18 protein-coding genes and 2 tRNA genes are annotated in these 16336 nt (G+C 39.5%); 8 read left to right on the top strand and 12 right to left on the bottom strand.

Going from position 1 to position 16336, the window contains the following annotated elements; all coding sequences use genetic code 11:
• Nucleotides 1-8: 8 nt before the first annotated feature.
• The 4 genes from RYH73_RS09675 to RYH73_RS09660 all read right to left on the bottom strand — a co-directional run bounded on the left by RYH73_RS09675 (nt 9) and on the right by RYH73_RS09660 (nt 2720).
• On the bottom strand, nt 9-572 hold the full coding sequence (locus RYH73_RS09675) for an RNA polymerase sigma factor (RefSeq protein WP_335313215.1): 564 nt from the start codon (nt 570-572) through the stop codon (nt 9-11).
• 107 nt (nt 573-679) lie between these two features.
• Nucleotides 680-1333 carry a DUF1349 domain-containing protein gene (locus RYH73_RS09670; protein WP_335313214.1) on the bottom strand — a complete coding sequence of 218 codons (654 nt, stop codon included), beginning with the start codon at nt 1331-1333 and terminating at the stop codon, nt 680-682.
• A 186-nt stretch (nt 1334-1519) separates the two neighbouring features.
• A complete protein-coding gene (locus RYH73_RS09665) occupies nt 1520-2008 on the bottom strand; it encodes a DUF6097 family protein (RefSeq protein ID WP_335313213.1) in 489 nt (162 codons plus the stop codon).
• A gap of 4 nt (nt 2009-2012) precedes the next feature.
• Nucleotides 2013-2720, bottom strand: a complete 708-nt coding sequence (locus RYH73_RS09660; protein WP_335313212.1) for a hypothetical protein — start codon at nt 2718-2720, stop codon at nt 2013-2015.
• A 410-nt stretch (nt 2721-3130) separates the two neighbouring features.
• On the opposite strand from RYH73_RS09660, the gene RYH73_RS09655 reads away from it, so the two are divergent.
• The 4 genes from RYH73_RS09655 (at nt 3131) to RYH73_RS09640 (ending at nt 7654) form a co-directional block, all read left to right on the top strand.
• Nucleotides 3131-3583 (top strand): carboxymuconolactone decarboxylase family protein, encoded by a 453-nt coding sequence (locus RYH73_RS09655; RefSeq protein ID WP_335313211.1) that lies wholly within the window; start codon nt 3131-3133, stop codon nt 3581-3583.
• A 382-nt stretch (nt 3584-3965) separates the two neighbouring features.
• The gene (locus RYH73_RS09650; protein WP_335313210.1) at nt 3966-5399 is read left to right on the top strand and encodes a sulfatase; all 1434 of its coding nucleotides are present in this window, start codon (nt 3966-3968) and stop codon (nt 5397-5399) included.
• Nucleotides 5400-5416: 17 nt separating this feature from the next.
• Complete coding sequence (locus tag RYH73_RS09645; protein WP_335313209.1) at nt 5417-7135, top strand: sulfatase family protein; 1719 nt, start codon at nt 5417-5419, stop codon at nt 7133-7135.
• A 138-nt stretch (nt 7136-7273) separates the two neighbouring features.
• On the top strand, nt 7274-7654 hold the full coding sequence (locus RYH73_RS09640) for a PAS domain-containing protein (protein WP_335313208.1): 381 nt from the start codon (nt 7274-7276) through the stop codon (nt 7652-7654).
• A gap of 32 nt (nt 7655-7686) precedes the next feature.
• On the opposite strand, the gene RYH73_RS09635 is transcribed toward RYH73_RS09640, so the two are convergent.
• The 4 genes from RYH73_RS09635 to RYH73_RS09620 all read right to left on the bottom strand — a co-directional run bounded on the left by RYH73_RS09635 (nt 7687) and on the right by RYH73_RS09620 (nt 9910).
• A complete protein-coding gene (locus RYH73_RS09635; protein WP_335313207.1) occupies nt 7687-7947 on the bottom strand; it encodes a hypothetical protein in 261 nt (86 codons plus the stop codon).
• A gap of 96 nt (nt 7948-8043) precedes the next feature.
• Complete coding sequence (locus RYH73_RS09630) at nt 8044-8490, bottom strand: hypothetical protein (protein ID WP_335313206.1); 447 nt, start codon at nt 8488-8490, stop codon at nt 8044-8046.
• A complete protein-coding gene (locus RYH73_RS09625) occupies nt 8490-9047 on the bottom strand; it encodes a hypothetical protein (protein ID WP_335313205.1) in 558 nt (185 codons plus the stop codon). Before RYH73_RS09625 ends, RYH73_RS09630 begins: the two co-directional genes overlap by 1 nt.
• A gap of 215 nt (nt 9048-9262) precedes the next feature.
• Nucleotides 9263-9910, bottom strand: coding sequence for a MarR family winged helix-turn-helix transcriptional regulator (locus RYH73_RS09620; RefSeq protein WP_335313204.1), 648 nt, complete (start codon nt 9908-9910; stop codon nt 9263-9265).
• Between the two features lie 120 nt (nt 9911-10030).
• Between RYH73_RS09620 and RYH73_RS09615 the strand changes: the two genes are divergently transcribed.
• Nucleotides 10031-10417: a DoxX family protein gene (locus RYH73_RS09615; RefSeq protein WP_335313203.1), complete on the top strand. Its 387-nt coding sequence runs from the start codon at nt 10031-10033 to the stop codon at nt 10415-10417.
• Between the two features lie 3 nt (nt 10418-10420).
• Nucleotides 10421-10897, top strand: a complete 477-nt coding sequence (locus RYH73_RS09610) for a DUF2269 family protein (RefSeq protein ID WP_335313202.1) — start codon at nt 10421-10423, stop codon at nt 10895-10897.
• Between the two features lie 71 nt (nt 10898-10968).
• Here the strand turns inward: RYH73_RS09610 and RYH73_RS09605 are convergent.
• The 3 genes from RYH73_RS09605 to RYH73_RS09595 all read right to left on the bottom strand — a co-directional run bounded on the left by RYH73_RS09605 (nt 10969) and on the right by RYH73_RS09595 (nt 11771).
• Nucleotides 10969-11057 (bottom strand) — tRNA-Leu (locus tag RYH73_RS09605).
• Nucleotides 11058-11108: 51 nt separating this feature from the next.
• Nucleotides 11109-11181, bottom strand: a tRNA-Gly gene (locus RYH73_RS09600).
• A gap of 101 nt (nt 11182-11282) precedes the next feature.
• The gene (locus tag RYH73_RS09595) at nt 11283-11771 is read right to left on the bottom strand and encodes a regulatory protein RecX (RefSeq protein WP_335313201.1); all 489 of its coding nucleotides are present in this window, start codon (nt 11769-11771) and stop codon (nt 11283-11285) included.
• A gap of 146 nt (nt 11772-11917) precedes the next feature.
• Here RYH73_RS09595 and RYH73_RS09590 point away from each other — a divergent pair, with 146 nt between their 5' ends.
• Both RYH73_RS09590 and RYH73_RS09585 read left to right on the top strand, forming a co-directional pair.
• Complete coding sequence (locus RYH73_RS09590; protein ID WP_335313200.1) at nt 11918-14383, top strand: bifunctional UDP-N-acetylmuramoyl-tripeptide:D-alanyl-D-alanine ligase/alanine racemase; 2466 nt, start codon at nt 11918-11920, stop codon at nt 14381-14383.
• Nucleotides 14384-14402: 19 nt separating this feature from the next.
• Entirely contained in the window at nt 14403-15035 is a 633-nt protein-coding gene (locus RYH73_RS09585; RefSeq protein WP_335313199.1) for a DUF502 domain-containing protein, read from the top strand.
• 39 nt (nt 15036-15074) lie between these two features.
• Here the strand turns inward: RYH73_RS09585 and RYH73_RS09580 are convergent, their stop codons facing one another.
• Nucleotides 15075-16256 carry a class I SAM-dependent methyltransferase gene (locus RYH73_RS09580; protein WP_335313198.1) on the bottom strand — a complete coding sequence of 394 codons (1182 nt, stop codon included), beginning with the start codon at nt 16254-16256 and terminating at the stop codon, nt 15075-15077.
• Nucleotides 16257-16336 lie beyond the last annotated feature (80 nt).

The raw sequence follows: 16336 nt of genomic DNA, 5'->3' as shown, positions 1-16336 counted from the left end.
GCGAAAAATTAAAATTTTATTTTGATGAGCAAGAGAAGTAAATAGATGTGCTTTTTCAAATAGCCGATAATTGTGCTTGTGGCGAGTTTTAAATAGCTTTTAACCGTCTCTTTGGATATTCCCATCTGATCAGCTATCTCTGTATATTTCAACTGTTGCTGCTTGCTTAATACATAGACTTTTTGTTGCTGCGGAGGCAATGCCTCAATCGCCTGATCAAGTAAAAAGTGATAGCCCGTCAATTCATTTCCATCGGGTAGATGCCTATATTCTTCCTCCCAATGCTGACGATGTGCTCTTTCCTTTACAACTTGTTTCAAGCAATTGATACTGTGATTTTTCGAAACAGTAAATAGATAAGCCTTAAAATTTTTAACCTTGGTTAATTGCTTCCGATTTATCCAAATTTTCAGAAAAACATCCTGAACAATTTCTTCGGTCAGTTCGTATGAATCGGTTAATTTGTATACAAAAGAGGCAAGATGTAAGTGATACTGACGAAAAAGAAGCGAAAAGGCATGTTCATTGCCCTTTGATACTAGTAATATCAACTCTTTCTCCTCGAAGGCCATTAGGTCAGCGACTTTGGTTTACGCTAGCAAAAATAGACAATCGACGTCAAATTCCAAATGAAAGCATGGCTTCTGTTATTAATGACCTATTCTAAATTAGGGAAGGATCATTCACCGGCATTCCGCTTTAACCACTCCACTCTACGTTGGTCGGGTAGATGCTTAACGGTGAAATTTTCAAACTTGGCGGTAAAACCATCGCCATCGGGGCAGGCAGCCATCATGCCAACTTGTACAGGATGGTTATCTTCTAAGGGTGCATTGCGCAACATAATATAGTTTTTATCATCAAATGAATAGAAGAATTCAATTGCATCAAGCCTTCTTACCGCTTTTATCCAAATGAAAGGTGGAATCTTTTCTAATTGCACAACGCTCCAATCACTTTTTCCATGCGTTACCACAGCACTTACATTCAACTTTCCATCAACGAATTCAACGCCCGCTTTGATCCAGTTTTCATGATCCGAGCGAATCATCAGTCCCATTTGATCGAATCGTGCCTTATACTGACCTACTAGTTTTACCTTCGCTTCAAACTCACCTCCGTAATTGGCATAGTAAAAAGGTGCATCGTCCACGGTGAATCCATAATGCGAAACACGCCAATAATCACTTTTTGGGGTTACCTCCATGATGAATTGCTTATTTTCAATTTTCCATTCCAAGGGTTCATTGAACCAGGTCATTTTCTCTAATGTTTGTGATTTTGAAGAGAAAGGCAATAAAAATAACAGGGGAACAAGGGCAAATACTTTCATGATGATTTCATTTGAATCGCTAAAAATAGAAAAAGCCTTGACCAAAAGAGCATAGACTGTTATTTTTTTCTCTCCTTTATATAATAAGCCGATTGATGCGGGAGACCGCATCACAACGTCGTTTTTTACATCTCTTAAATAAACAGCTAAATTTTGACATTACACTCCTGTTCATTTATTCTGCTCCTAGGAAGCGTTGAACTTTTTTAAGTAGTCATGGAATTCATTCGACGCTTGTTGATAAGCTTTACCACCACCTCGGGTGCTTCTCAAATAGTTGTTTCCTAGTTGAACACTTATCAAAAGAAAAAGAAGAACGAGTGTTAATACAATGGTTACCGGTATAATATGATCAAACATCCAGCTAAATACTTGCTTCTGTATAGAATGCTCGGGGAAGAGGAGGTTTGCCACGTATATTCCTCCGATAACGAAGCCTATTAAAAGGGCCATGAACACCGTGATTGATTTCCACCGTTTCCCCTTTTTTAGAACGGCTGAATAGCTGTTCGTATGACTCCATTTTTCTAGCTCAACCAGTTGTTCATCTAAATTATCTTCGATTTTTTTTACCGGAATTTGATATTGATCGATCCATTGGTGCCAATAAAGTAACTGTTCTTTAAGGTGGGCAACTTGTTGTAGCCCGCTTCCTAAATTATGTAGAAAACCCATAATCCTAATTCTCAAATTTGATGGCAATACCTACGGTATAATTCGACTGCTCTTCTTCTTTTGGATAAGCTAGTAGAACCTTCTCACGCGGATTTTGTTCTATTAGATGTTTGATAACTCGTTCTTTTGCATCCCCAAAATCAGCTAGTTGAAGTTCATTTCGCATATTATCCATATTATCTTCCACTACTGTTTTACTTCTGGCAATAAAGATGGAATCCCCTTCAATCTTCATCACTTTAATCAACCCGATTCCATTCATACTTTGCTCATCTACGGTATTAATAAAGGACACACGTAAAATATCACCTGTTTTTATTTGAGCTAAACGTTTGTATAAGGCTTCCTTTGCGGCTGTAGTTTCGGCCGATTTCTTCGCATTTATCTTTGGCATTATAATAGAAAGGATAGCAATAGCCGTCAGAAAGATAATAGTATTCCGGAAGAAACCAATTTGAAAGGGAACGTTCTCCTTTAATGTTTTGGCTTCGGTTTTTATGGCATCGCTCCAGTCAACTTTCGGGATTTCCCTACCTTGTGCTGTATATAATCGATTTGTCTTCGGACCAGCGGGAAACCAAGGACCTAGCCAAGAGATGTAACGCTGGGTTACTGTTAATTGAAGGGGTTCTTCTACTTGTGAATTTTTGAGTGCTTTTCGAAGGCTTTTTTGTGCAAGTTGCTTATCAATGAACGTGTAAATAAAAATCATGTGTAAAAATTTAATCGCGATCATTGGTTCCTCAAAAATTAAGCCATCGTAATCGAAATGGTGAGCTGCTTTAGATGGGGGATATTAAATCGTTGAAATTAAGTATTATCTTAATTTTGCGCAGCTAGCTAGATGTCGTGAAAGGTATGACAGCTTGACCGAATGACTGTATCTACAAAAATCCCTCAAACATTAGAAGAGGGATTTTACAACTATCCTAAAAACGAGACGAAATAACACTCGTGTAGTGATAACGTAACAGCGAGTTCATGGTTCTGAAAATTAAAAGCAATAATTTAGTGAGGTATTAAACCGCTGTTTGACGACGCGAATGAGCGGTTAAAAAAAAATGAAACAAAATGTCCAATCTTGGAAATTCGATTGTTATAGAATCATAAAACAAAAATATCATGGAACAAAGAACTAATTTTCAAGCTAAAGGACAGAATGCATTAAAAACTTTATTTGGTATAGGTGCTTATTTGAAAAAAGCATCAATCGAGAAAAATCTTCAAGAGCTGGTGAATTTTAGAATATCGCAGATAAATAAATGCGCCTATTGTTTAGACATGCATTCTAAAGAACTTCGCGCTGCAGGCGAAACGGAGCAACGTTTGTATGGTTTGAGTGCTTGGCGCGAAACTCCTTACTTTTCGGATCGAGAACGGGCTGCTTTGGCTTGGGCGGAAGCGGTGAATCACTGCGAAGTTCCGGATCAGATTTATCAAGAAGCTAGGGCCCATTTTTCAGAAGAAGAATTGGTGGATTTGACGTTGAGCATTGGTGCCATCAATATTTGGAACCGTCTTAATATTGCCTTTCAATCGGTACCTGGCGACTATAAAGTCGGTCAGTTTGGATAGAAACTTGCTGGTGTATGCTATTTTGATGCCCTTGAAACATCAAGGGCATTTTTGTTACTAGATGTTTGATCGTATTTTATTCGGTCAGCGCCTTTTTGATGCTAACCCAATACCCAACCTCCGCCATCTGCCAATTGTTGGATTCGCTTTTTTATCTTTTTGTTAATTCTTTTAACAATCGTTTGCACTGGCCGAAATTAGGTGCCCCAAGGTTTATGTAAACGCATAATCGGTGCCTGCTGTTGTACTTTTCCTTTATCAAACATTAATAAACACGATTTTTTTGTAAAGACTATTGATTTAGTAGTATTTTTTTTATCTTGTGTCGACAAATCAGTGGCCTTTCAATTGGCGTTGCAGGCCCTTAGTAACTAAATTCGATATGATACATCCTAATGTAGATCTTAAGAGGATCTTTGCCTTTGTTTTTTGGGGCATTTTTTTTGCTTTCTCTGGCACACCCGTTATAAGGGCTAGGCAGCATGCAGAGCGACCGAACGTCCTATTTATTGCTGTAGATGATCTGAATAATCATGAGAGGACCTATGGCCAAACCTATGTGAAAACACCTAATATAGATCGCTTAGCATTGGGTGGGGTCCAATTTAACAAAGCCTACAATCAGTACCCATTATGCAGTCCCAGCAGAAGTTCGTTATTAACCGGTCATACACCTGACGTAACGAAGATATATGAACTAAAAACACACTTTCGTGAGATTTTACCGGAGGTAGTAACCTTACCTCAGCTTTTTAAGAACAATGGCTATTTTACAGCAAGAGTGGGTAAAATATATCACTATGGGGTTCCTTCACAAATTGGTACGAACGGTCTGGACGATTCAGTTTCATGGAATGTACGCGTCAATCCAAAGGGAAGAGATAAAGCGGACGAGTCTGCGGTGATCAATTTAACGCCCGATAGGCCATTGGGTTCTGCCTTGTCCTACCTCAAAGCTGATGGTACGGACGAGGAACAGACGGATGGACTGATTGCTTCTGAGGCGATTAAATTGTTGACACAAAGCAAAAATAAGCAGGAACCTTTTTTCTTAGCGGTTGGATTTTTTAGGCCACACACACCTTATGTTGCCCCGAAAAGATACTTTGATTTATATCCTACTGAAACAATACCTTTACCAGCGCAATTACCCAATGATTTAGGTGATATTCCTAAAGACGCTTTATTCACAAAACCTGCGCATTGGGGTTTGCGTGAAGAAAAACAAAGGGAAGCACTCAGGGCCTACTATGCATCGATTTCTTTTATGGATGCACAGTTGGGGAGAGTGCTGGATGCCCTGGATAAATTGCAGCTTAGCAACAATACCATTGTCGTTTTTTGGAGTGATCACGGTTATAATGTTGGTCACCATGGTCAATGGATGAAGCAAAGCCTTTTTGAAACGTCGGCACGTGTACCTTTGATCTTTCGTGTACCTAAGTTTAAGGGCGGTCAACAATCAGATCGGACGGTGGAGTTACTTGATATTTATCCTACACTTGCGGAATTGGCCGGTCTTGCTGCGCCGAAAGATTTGGACGGTAAAAGTTTGGTTCCCTTACTTCGTGATCCAGGTGCTTCGTGGGCAAAAGCAGCGTATACGCAAGTGAAAAGACCAAATGGGGTGGTGGGAAGAAGTGTTCGTACAGAACGCTGGCGTTATACCGAATGGGATCATGGTAAGGCAGGTACTGAACTTTATGATCATGAAAAGGATCCAGATGAATTTTACAATTTGACTGATAATTCATCCTACCGAGCGATAAAACAAGAGCTGATCGAAACATTAAAAAAGAGATTCCCGACACATTAAGTCAAACTTCTGCTTATATGAAATTGCAAACGGAAAAATTAGGCTTGTTAGGAAAAATAGGGCTTTTGTTTTTAGTTGGTCTACTCCTCAGCACCACATTGAGGGCCGATGACAAACAAAGCAGGCCAAATATTATTTGGATTACTTGCGAGGACCTTTCACCTTTTATTGGCGCTTACGGAAATAAAGTGGTTAATACACCCAATATTGATCGTTTGGCTAACGAAGGTGTACGTTACACGCATATGTATACCACGGCAGGGGTTTGTGCCCCCAGCAGATCTTCCATTATTACGGGGATGTACCCAATTTCCATTGGAACACAACATATGCGAACAAGAGCGGTCAACGGGCGTTATGGCAATAAAGACATCCCCAGTTATGCTGCTGTTATTCCTCCTTATGTAAAATGCTTCCCCGAATATCTGAGAACATTAGGCTATTATACAAGCAATAACGAAAAACAAGATTATCAATTCGATGCACCTGTGACTGTCTGGGATGCAAATGGCCCTGCAGCAAGCTATCGTAATCGTAAAGATGGACAGCCTTTCTTTAGTGTTTTTAACTTTTTTATTACGCACGAATCGCAATTATTTAGCAGGCAGGATTCTTTGCTGGTGGATCCGGCTTTGGTAGAAGTTCCGCCATATTATAAGGATACGCCCACAGCAAGAAGAGACATTGCTCGTCTATTGACAAATGTACAATTGATGGATGAACAGGTAGGGGAACTAATCGCGCAATTAAAGAAAGATGGTGTCTATGATAATACCTATATTTTCTTTTACAGCGATCACGGTGGGAGCACACCCTGGACAAAGCGCGAGGTCTTAGAACGGGGCACGCACATTCCTTTTATCATACGTTTCCCGGGTGCAAAATATGCGGGGACGGTGGATAATCGTTTATTAAGCAGTATTGATTTTGCACCTACAGTTTTGGCGCTTGCCGGGACTGAGGTTCCAACTTATTTACAAGGAAAGCCATTCTTAGGAACGAGGACGAATAATGAACATCAATATGTATTTGCTGCACGCGATCGGATGGATGAACTTTACGATCGCGTGCGGGCCGTCCGCGATAAACGTTTTCGCTATGTACGCAATTTTATGCCAGAACAAGCCTCCTATCAGAATCTTAAATATCGTCGGAGCGTTCCTATGATGCAGGAACTGCTGAAGTTACATGAAGACGGACTGCTTAATGCGGATCAGGAAGCTTGGTTTAGCATACCGAAAGCGAAAGAAGAACTTTATGACGTTGTGAACGATCCACATGAACTGGTGAACCTCGCAAATTCTCCCGCACATGCTGGTAAATTAGTTGAATTAAGGAGAGTTCTTGATAACTGGCTTAATGAAGTGGGCGATTTGTCCAATACCACTGAAAAGGAAATGGTCGCCAAATGGTGGCATGGTTTGGGATATCCTCCCCAAACAGCGAAACCTGTGTTGATGAAAGAAGGTAATGGATTTAAAATACGCTGTAATACACCGGGTGCATCCATTGGATATCGAATTGTAATTCAAGATGAATCGAGCATCGAAAAAGTTGTTTCGAGTTGGGATATGAAGTTTGTTTCAGGAAAGGTTAAGAACGGTGATAGAATAGCAGTGGAACCGTCTTGGCAGGTTTATCAAAATGAAATCATCAGACTGAAAAAAAATGAAAAGCTTCTGGTTAAGGCTATGCGCATAGGTTTTGAACCCAGCGAACTCATGTATACTGAGTAGGGTTGATTTTTCCTGTATATAATGACTGCTTGTTTTAATCCGTTTCGAAAAATAGTTAGGTCTAAGTAGCCGATAAAATAAAAAAGTCTTCAAACATTCATATCGGTTCATTGTTGATAAGGTAGTTATTGTTAGCATATGAAGAGGATATTAAATCCATCGTCACAAGATGGATTTCAAAAACTTTGGTTCCAATCGGTATCACCTGATATGGGGCATTTAGCGATAGATGACGAACACCAAATTGTAGAGGTGGATCGTAAAGCCATGGAATTATTAGGCTACTCTGATGTGAATTTAAAAGGGAATAGCCTATGGGATATTTTATGTGAAAGATTACCGGCCTATCATTACCAAGCAATTAATATGGCCATATTGAAACGAATGAACCGCGTTATTTACACGAATTTAATCGCTTCGGGTCAAGGTATTTGTTTGACAATAGCGCCAAAAAATCAAGGGATTCACATGACTGTTTCAAGATGGATTCCTTCTGATTCAGAGAGATCTGCCCATTAGTTATAATAATTACCCAAGATACAAATGATCTTTCAGAGCCGGTACCGAAGTGAAATGGAATGCCAAATTGCTTGCGCAAAAGCAGGGTCATCTTCTGATTCGCTAAAATGCCAATGTGTACTGTTTTTTTCTAAGGTTTGAACCATACCATCTAATAAAATCTTAACTAACGTGTCCGTCTTTTTGATCTCTTTACTGAGTATTCTAACTTCGTAGTCAATGTTTTTAAACGTTACCCGTAGGGGCTGACTTTTGTAGGAATAGGTCTCGTCCGGTAATATCGTATCTTCCATAAAGCAAGCACAAAAATAATTTTTTCCTGAAGTTTTCCTGAATTGTTTTCAAAATCGTACACATAGTGGATATTTCTGATGATTAATGGAATCGAATTATTTCCGTAACTTTCTATTAAAAACCATTTTGCGCAACAGATGAAATCCGTTTGTAAACTTGCCGCTTGCTTTAAGAATAGGTAGACTAAGTACGGCAAGTAAAGAAATTGCTGCTGATGTACCTAAAGCGCCCCCATATCCATGAAAAAAACTGCTGGTATTTAGGTAAACGATGCAAAAAATGAGCCCCGCGGCGCCAATTAAAAAATAATTTGAAATGAGCCGCGTGGAAACCATGCCAATAAAGGAAGAACCGATAAAAACAAGGGGGATGTTCGTCGTGAGGTAGGGTGATAATAATTGTGGGAATAGAAAGAAGAAAGTCGCAACGATTAAAGATAAAACAGCCGATGAGCGGATAGGGCCTTGTTTCAAATGTTCATTAAGATAAAAGGTACCTGTTGCTGCTATAAAACTTACAATAAATAGAATCAAAATGTACATTAGAAAATAAGAAAGAAAATCAAAGAAGTAATCGTTACGCCGGCAAATGCAAGTACACCCAATTTACCACCCAGGCCGGAAAAAAGACTTTTTGAAAGGATCATGAGCATACCGGTGAATATACTGGCCGCTAATACAAACAGCATACTAGAGGCTACTTTGGTGCTGGACATCCCAATAAAGGCGCCGCAATAAAATGCTGGTGGAAGTTGTTTTAAGTAATGTGATCGCTTGTTTAAACTCGGCAGAAAGGAAGCGGTTGTTCCAACGATGCCAGCTGCCATGACGGGACCTAATTGTAGTATATTGTTTATATAATAGGAACATAGGGCACCTATCGGAATCCAGAGTGCAACGAAAATATGCTCATACGTGTGCTCCTCATGATGAAGAGGTGCCTTCAGGTAACTAATGGTAAGGGCGATCGAAATGAAGATAATGAAAATTGGAATGAAAGCTGTTTGCTGATGTTCGAGAAGAATGGCGATAAGGAATAAACTTTGGATGGTTAATAAAAAGAGTACAAATGATATTCTGATCGTTTTCTTCCAGTTCATTTCATTTTTTTTGCGGGGGCAAAATTAAAATTAAAAATGAGAAAGATGACTAAAAAAATTACTTATCAAGAATGGACGCTAAGGAGGTCGGGTTTATAATTTTTTTGATACCTGATTTGGCTTCATGGTTTATCTTCGTAAAGGTTTTGATATAATAAAATATTGGTATCGAGAACACAGAGCCGCCTACGGTTCAAAAAAAACGCATTGTATGCTCATTTGGAGGGCCGGGCTTTGTACAACTCATTATAAATGGCATCGAAGTTCTTCCCTTTTTGTTTCTGCCAATGTTCGGATAATCTTACTTCTACACCTTTTAATAACTGGATACATAATTCTTGATCATCCGCTGTTAGTGAATTGAGTAACATGGCGGCATTTTTTTTAATCCTTGCTTCACTTAGTTCAGCGGTGTTTTCCCCTTTTGCTGTAAGTTCGACTCTCTTGGAGCGCCTATCTTCCTTGTCTGCGTATTCTTTGATTAATCCACGCTTTTGCAATCGATTCATCATATCGGTGCCACTCGATAATTCGAACAAATTAGCATAAATTACCTCGGTTTTTCGAGGAGATTTTTCCTGTTTGATGGTTTGAAGAATACCAAATTCTTCAATTTGATTCAACCCCGTTTCCTTCAGTGCAATATTGGCATAGGCCATATTGAGTTTACTGATCCTGCCAATGATCTTCAGCAAAAGTCCCTCTCTAAAATAAGGGACTACCCCGCCAACCAAAAGTCCCTCTAATTCTTCTTCTTTGTCTTGCTGTGCTAAAAAGTACCGGCAGAAGTCTGCAATACTACCTTCAGGGTGCTTTTTTTCAAATTCTCCCCAATGATTGACCAGTTCAACGGTTTTGTTCATACTGAAATGTATTTCGTTTTCGCAGTAAATTTAGAAAATAAATAACGAAAATATTGTTTTATTTCATAAACGAAGTATATTTGTTAAATAAACATCGTAAACGAAATAAAATATTCCACTATGAATAAAGTAACTCGAAACAAAACAACTTACTGGATGGTAAAAGGTTTTATCACTTTTTTTATGTTATTCAGTGCCTGGTTCTCTTTTACCCATGCTGCCGATTTAAGAAAACTCGGTTTCCCTGATTATTTCCGAATAGAGCTCGTTATTGCTAAAATTATCGGGGCCTTTTCATTACTTGTTCCTTTTACACCCTTACGGGTCAAAGAATGGATATATGCGGGATTCCTTATAGCAATGATCTCCGCATTGATCGCACACATCTGCAGTGGAGATCCGCTTTCTAAAATCATCTTCGTATCAGTAGACTTTGTGCTGGTTCTCCTTGCGATTCGTTATGTTTCTAAGGTAGAGTTTTTAGAAAATAAATCATCAAATCAATAGGTTATGAGTGTTACATTGTATAATTCAGCTTTGGTGCTGCATATCATTGGCATTACGGTGATGGCAGGCACGACTTTTATCGACTTTATCACAACGCAGGCATTTTATAGACTGTATTCCTCCAATAGGTCTGAAAGTTTTGTGTTGGAAAACTATCTTCAAAAACTCCAACGCTTCTTGGGAATTGGTATGCTGTTGCTACTTATTTCAGGAATAACAATGATGGTAAAATTGCATGAATTATGGGGAGCACAACTTTGGTTCCGTATAAAGATGGTATTGCTGTTGATTATTATTTTTAATGGTCTTGGTCTACGCAGGAGGCTTGGTAACGAGCTCCGCAGGTGGATGACGGACAACACTTCTGTTGCCACAAAGGAACAAAGACCTCGTGCAATACGAAATCTCACTTGGGTCCAGGTCATTCAGCTGATATTATTTCTGGTTGTTTTTGTACTAAGTGCTTTCAAATTTAATTAAATCATGACCAGAAGCAATAATAGACTATTAGTCAAACCAATAAAAAAAGGTTGCTCGTCTTGAGCAACCTTTGGTACCTAGGGCGGGAATCGAACCCGCACTCGCTTTAAGGCGAACAGGATTTTAAGTCCTGCGTGTCTACCAGTTCCACCACCTAGGCAGCTATACTAGCTTTTAAAATTAAAATCCTTTCTCAAGAGAAAGGACTCGGAGCGAAAGACGAGGTTCGAACTCGCGACCTCAACCTTGGCAAGGTTGCGCTCTACCAACTGAGCTACTTTCGCTTATTTCGATCTTTTTAAAATCGTTTTTTCCGTTTTGGTGATGCAAATATAGGCAGTTTTCAGTTTCTGGCAAATTATTTTTTAAAAAATTGTAAAGTATTTTATAAGTTATTGTTAGTCAGTATGTCAAAAATAAGTTCGTTTTCATAGCCTTTGGATAAGGCATATTGGACTAATTTATTTTTTCGTTTATAAGGGTCTGATTCCTTTAAAAGAGCTGCTTTTTTTTCTAATAGTCCCTTTAATTTATAGTAATATTCGTCTTGCTCCAGGTGATTTAAGGCGTCTTGAATAAGGCGCTGTGGAATTTGATGCAACTTGAGTCCCTGCTTGATTTTAATCTTACCCCAGCCTTTAATTTTAAATTTCCCTGAAACATAAGCAAACGCAAAACGTTCTTCGTTTAAAAAATTTTCGGTAATAAGATCGGCAATCAATTCTTCAACATCTGTTTGATGAAGTCCCCAGCTATATAACTTATCACGCACTTCCTGCTGACTGCGGTCTTGATAGGCACAATAACTTTCCGCCTTCAATTTGGCTTGCTGTCTTGAGAATTTTTTCGGTTTGATCGCTCGCTCGTAATCCATGCTTCTAAAATCGTAAAAAATTGGCGTATTCCTAAAAAATACTCAATTTTGAACTTGCAATGGGGATGGGTTATGAATATGCAATTAAACTATGCCCACTCGGCTACCTTCTTTTTGGTCTTTTGAATAGTTAGGCATTCTACGAAATGAGCAATACAATTTATAATATACAAGATATAGCAACGATTGTTGCCGTAACGTCTGTTGAATTAAGTGATCCTTCGGCTATCATCAATACGCTGGCTTATGATAGTCGCAAAATAACCGATCCAAAACATGCACTTTTTTTTGCATTAAGTGGGAGAAGAGATGGCCACCAATATTTGCAAGAAGCCTATCGAGCAGGTATAAGGAGTTTTGTAGTTAGAAAAAATGCCTTTGATCAGGCAGATTATCCTGATAGTAATTGGCTCTATGTTCAAGATACGTTGCAAGCATTGCAACTATTGGCCTCTCACCATCGTCGGCAATTTGAATATCCGGTGATTGCGATCACCGGGAGTAATGGTAAAACGATTGTGAAGGAATGGCTCTATCAATTGTTATCGCCCGAATATCAGATTATTCGAAGCCCGAAAAGCTATAACTCACAGCTTGGCGTACCGCTGTCGCTTTGGCAAATGGATGGGCGTCATAATTTAGCTATTATTGAAGCAGGTATTAGTCAAGCAGGTGAGATGGATAGCATTGAAAAAATGGTGAAACCAACAATTGGTGTATTGACCAATATCGGCCACGCACATGATGAAGGCTTCGCTTCAATCCAAGAAAAAACCCTTGAAAAGCTAAAACTTTTCAGGGACGCGGATAAGGTGATTTATAATCCTAGCTATGTTAATACCGCAATTAAAGTACCCGGGCGATATCATTTTACATGGATCGTTGGAGAGGGGGCACTATTGGAAGTGATTGCTTCTCGCAAGGAAATGGAACAGCAATATGTATTGGAAGCCAATTATCAGCAACAATCTTATGTGTTCACAGTGCCGTTCACGGATAAAGCCTCCATAGAAAATTTGGTTTGCTGCTGGGCCGTTATGTTGGTTTTAGGGTATGAGACGGCCATGGTCATCGATCGGATGAAAGATCTACTGCCCATAAGCATGCGCCTTGAACTAAAAAAGGGCATTAATAATAACTCCATTATTGACGATTCGTATAGTAACGACTTATCGTCTTTGCTGATCGCCCTGGACTTTCTGAAACAACAGCAGCAACACCCACATAAAATGTTGATACTTTCCGATTTACCAATTGGAGAACAAGATAAAACTAAACTGTATACGAAAATAGCAGCCATGCTCAAGGGGAAAGGAATTGATCGATTCATAGGCGTGGGTAAGCATCTCCGTCAGCATGCGGCATTATTTTCTATGGATGCCCGGTTTTTCGATACGACGGAAGAATTGCTAGCGAATATCACGAAGCTTAATATTCAGCATAGTACCGTATTAATTAAAGGAGGACGGGTGTTTGGCTTTGAGAACGTCAGTAAAGCACTTACTTTACAAACACATGAAACTACCCTGGAAATTAATTTAAATGCCTTGGAGTATAACCTGAACAGCTACAAATCACTACTGCAACAAGGAACGAAGTTGATGGTGATGGTGAAGGCATTTTCCTATGGAAGCGGAAGTTTTGAAATTGCCAATCTTTTACAGTTTAATAAAGTCGATTACTTGACGGTTGCTTATGCGGATGAAGGCATTGCACTTCGGAAAAGTGGTATTACACTTCCTATTGTAGTAATGAGTCCGGGAGAGGATACCTTCGAACAAATGATTCATTATCGTCTTCAACCGGAGATTTATAGTTTTGCCGAATTGGATACGTTTATTCATGCCTTATCGGTTATAAAAACAGAAACTTATCCCATACACATTAAGGTCGATACGGGCATGCACCGACTGGGCTTTGAGCTGGATCAGGTAGGCGAGCTGTTGACCAAATTAAAAAGAACGGATAAAATAATAGTAAAAAGTGTATTTTCGCATCTGGCAGCAAGTGGCAGCCGGGAACATGATGATTTTACGCGCGAACAGATTCGCTTATTTGATGTTTTTACAAAAGACTTAGCACAGGGCTTAGGCTATCATTTTATCAGACATATAGCTAATACCTCTGCTATTTCCCGTTTTCCACAGGCACAGTTTGATATGGTCCGTTTGGGAATTGGACTGTATGGTGTCTCTGCGGATGCGGAACACCCTTTGCCATTACAGTCGGTAACCCGACTTCGTACGGGGGTTACGCAAATCAAACATATAAAAGCCGGCGAAACGGTGGGATATAATAGAAATGGTCGTCTACCGGGCGAAGGAACTATAGCAACTGTAAAAATTGGTTATGCAGATGGCTACAGCCGACGCTTTGGTAATGGTGTTGGCAAGATGCTTATAAAAGGGGAATTGGTGCCGACCGTTGGTGATATTTGTATGGATATGTGTATGTTGGATGTCACCGGTATGGATGTTAAGGAAGGGGAGGAGGTGTTGGTTATGGGCGATGAACTTTCTCCTGATAGCTTAGCAAAAGCGATTGGGACGATCCCCTATGAAATCCTAACAAGTATTTCTCAACGTGTAAGACGTGTATATTACTTTGAATAAAATTTAATCCACCCCAAAAATGTCGAATAGAACATTATTGAGATTGTTATTAAACTACCTGATTAAAGGAGTTTTGTTTTTAGTGCCTTTGGCGGGCGCCTTGTTGTTGATTTTTTGGATTGTTGCCACGATTGATTCTGCTTTAAACTTAAGCTGGTTGATACGTGATGAAACCGGTCAGCCACTGTACATACCGGGTTTAGGTATCGTTATCATGGTTTTGATTTTGATTCTTGCCGGCGTCGTGGTTACAAACTTTATTACCGAACCAATTTATAACCGACTGTATAAATTGTTGAATCGTGTGCCTTTATTCAGTACGCTATATTCTTCTATTAAAGACTTTACGGAAGCCTTTGTTGGTGATGAAAAAAAATTTAATGAACCTGTCTTGGTCGAGGTGAATGAAACCGGACTTAAGAAAATCGGTTTTCTCACCCAGCACGACCTGCGTAAGATACAATTACCGGAAGATGTCATTGTGTATTTTCCATATTCTTATTCGTTTGCCGGACAGGTTTGTGTAGTAAAAGCAAAGCGTGTTACTCCTTTGAAAATGAGCGCAACGGATGCAATGAAATTAGTTGTATCGGGCGGTGTAAGCGGATTGGAACATGAAGAGACAAAAGGTGTCGAACCTTTTGTGGAATAGGGTTAAAAAGGCCCGCTCACCCTAGCTTTTATGCTCCGCTTAACGGATTTTCCTTCCTGTTACTACTAACAGCTCATCCCGTGGGCCAGTACAGAAAAACAGATGCTGATCACCACCGTCCTTTATTTTATGTCTTTTTCTTAAGTCTTCGGGTTTTAATGGGAAATTTCTGGTGGATACGTTCCCCTGAATCGGCTTTTTACACTTTTTGAAATCGCTATAGCTTGTTATTTTGATCACTTCGAAACAGCGACCAATAAAGTCTTCTTTCAAAATATCGGATGTATAGAGGTGGGTATGCTGATGCAGTTTTGATAACGTAAAATGAATGGCTGTATATTTGAAACAACCCGCCTTTAAAAGTGCGGCATCAGGTTCATATAAATAGCGTTGCGGGCTGTCAAAAACAGGAATACTCTCTCTTTCGTCTCGCTCGGTGAAGCATAAAGTATGCGAAAAGTTGCTGTTAAGAGCTGCACAATGAAAGGTGATCGGACCTCCTTGCGGATCACGTAAAGCAAATAGGAGTTCTTTGCATTCGTTGCGCACACTGATGATATGTACCTCGCTTATTCCAGGGAGTTCTTTAATAGCTGCTTGTATATCCAGAAGCGGTGCTGCCTTAATGAAAACATTTTTACTTTTTTGTTTAAAAAGTGGAATATGTATTACGACATTAGGTTCACAATCACTTAAGCGAAATACCTTTTGCTGTTTAACCCGGCGCGAAGGGTCCACGTAGATAAAATCAAAAATCTCTTTGGCAGATTGGAGATAATCTAAACCATCCCGGGGAAGAAACCGGATATTGGTTGCCCCGAGCTGTTTAGCATTATGTTCGGCTATCTCCGATAGAGCTTCGTTGCGTTCGCAATGAAACACTTGCTTGGCACGTTGTGCAAAATAGTAATCATCAACACCAAATCCACCGGTAATATCAAGCACGGAGCTGCCGGTATCAATTAATTCACTTTTATAAAGACCCGTAAGTGAAGATGAAGATTGTTCCAGTGCTAAGAGACCGGGATAATAGATGTTAGCTGTATTAAACCATCGCGGTAGCTTCTTTTGCGCTCGTTGCATTCCATCTAATTGATCAGCCAGTTCTGAAGAACTTACGTTCGGAAATGAACTTTTTTGCAAAGCGATTACCGAAGGAGATGTTTGGATACGATCCCGTAAAAAAAATTGTACTTCCGAAGTTAAAATCGCTTGGTTCATTTTTTTAACGCTCAACTACTCTCTCGGCTACTTAACTATTCCACTTCTTAACTATTAACAGGGCACTGAGCATAAGAGCA

It is taken from the genome of Olivibacter sp. CPCC 100613 (genome assembly GCF_036959255.1).
Taxonomy (GTDB): Bacteria; Bacteroidota; Bacteroidia; order Sphingobacteriales; family Sphingobacteriaceae; genus Olivibacter.
The sequence above is the reverse complement of the archived record's forward strand: the minus strand, read 5'-3'. Positions and strand labels throughout refer to the sequence as shown.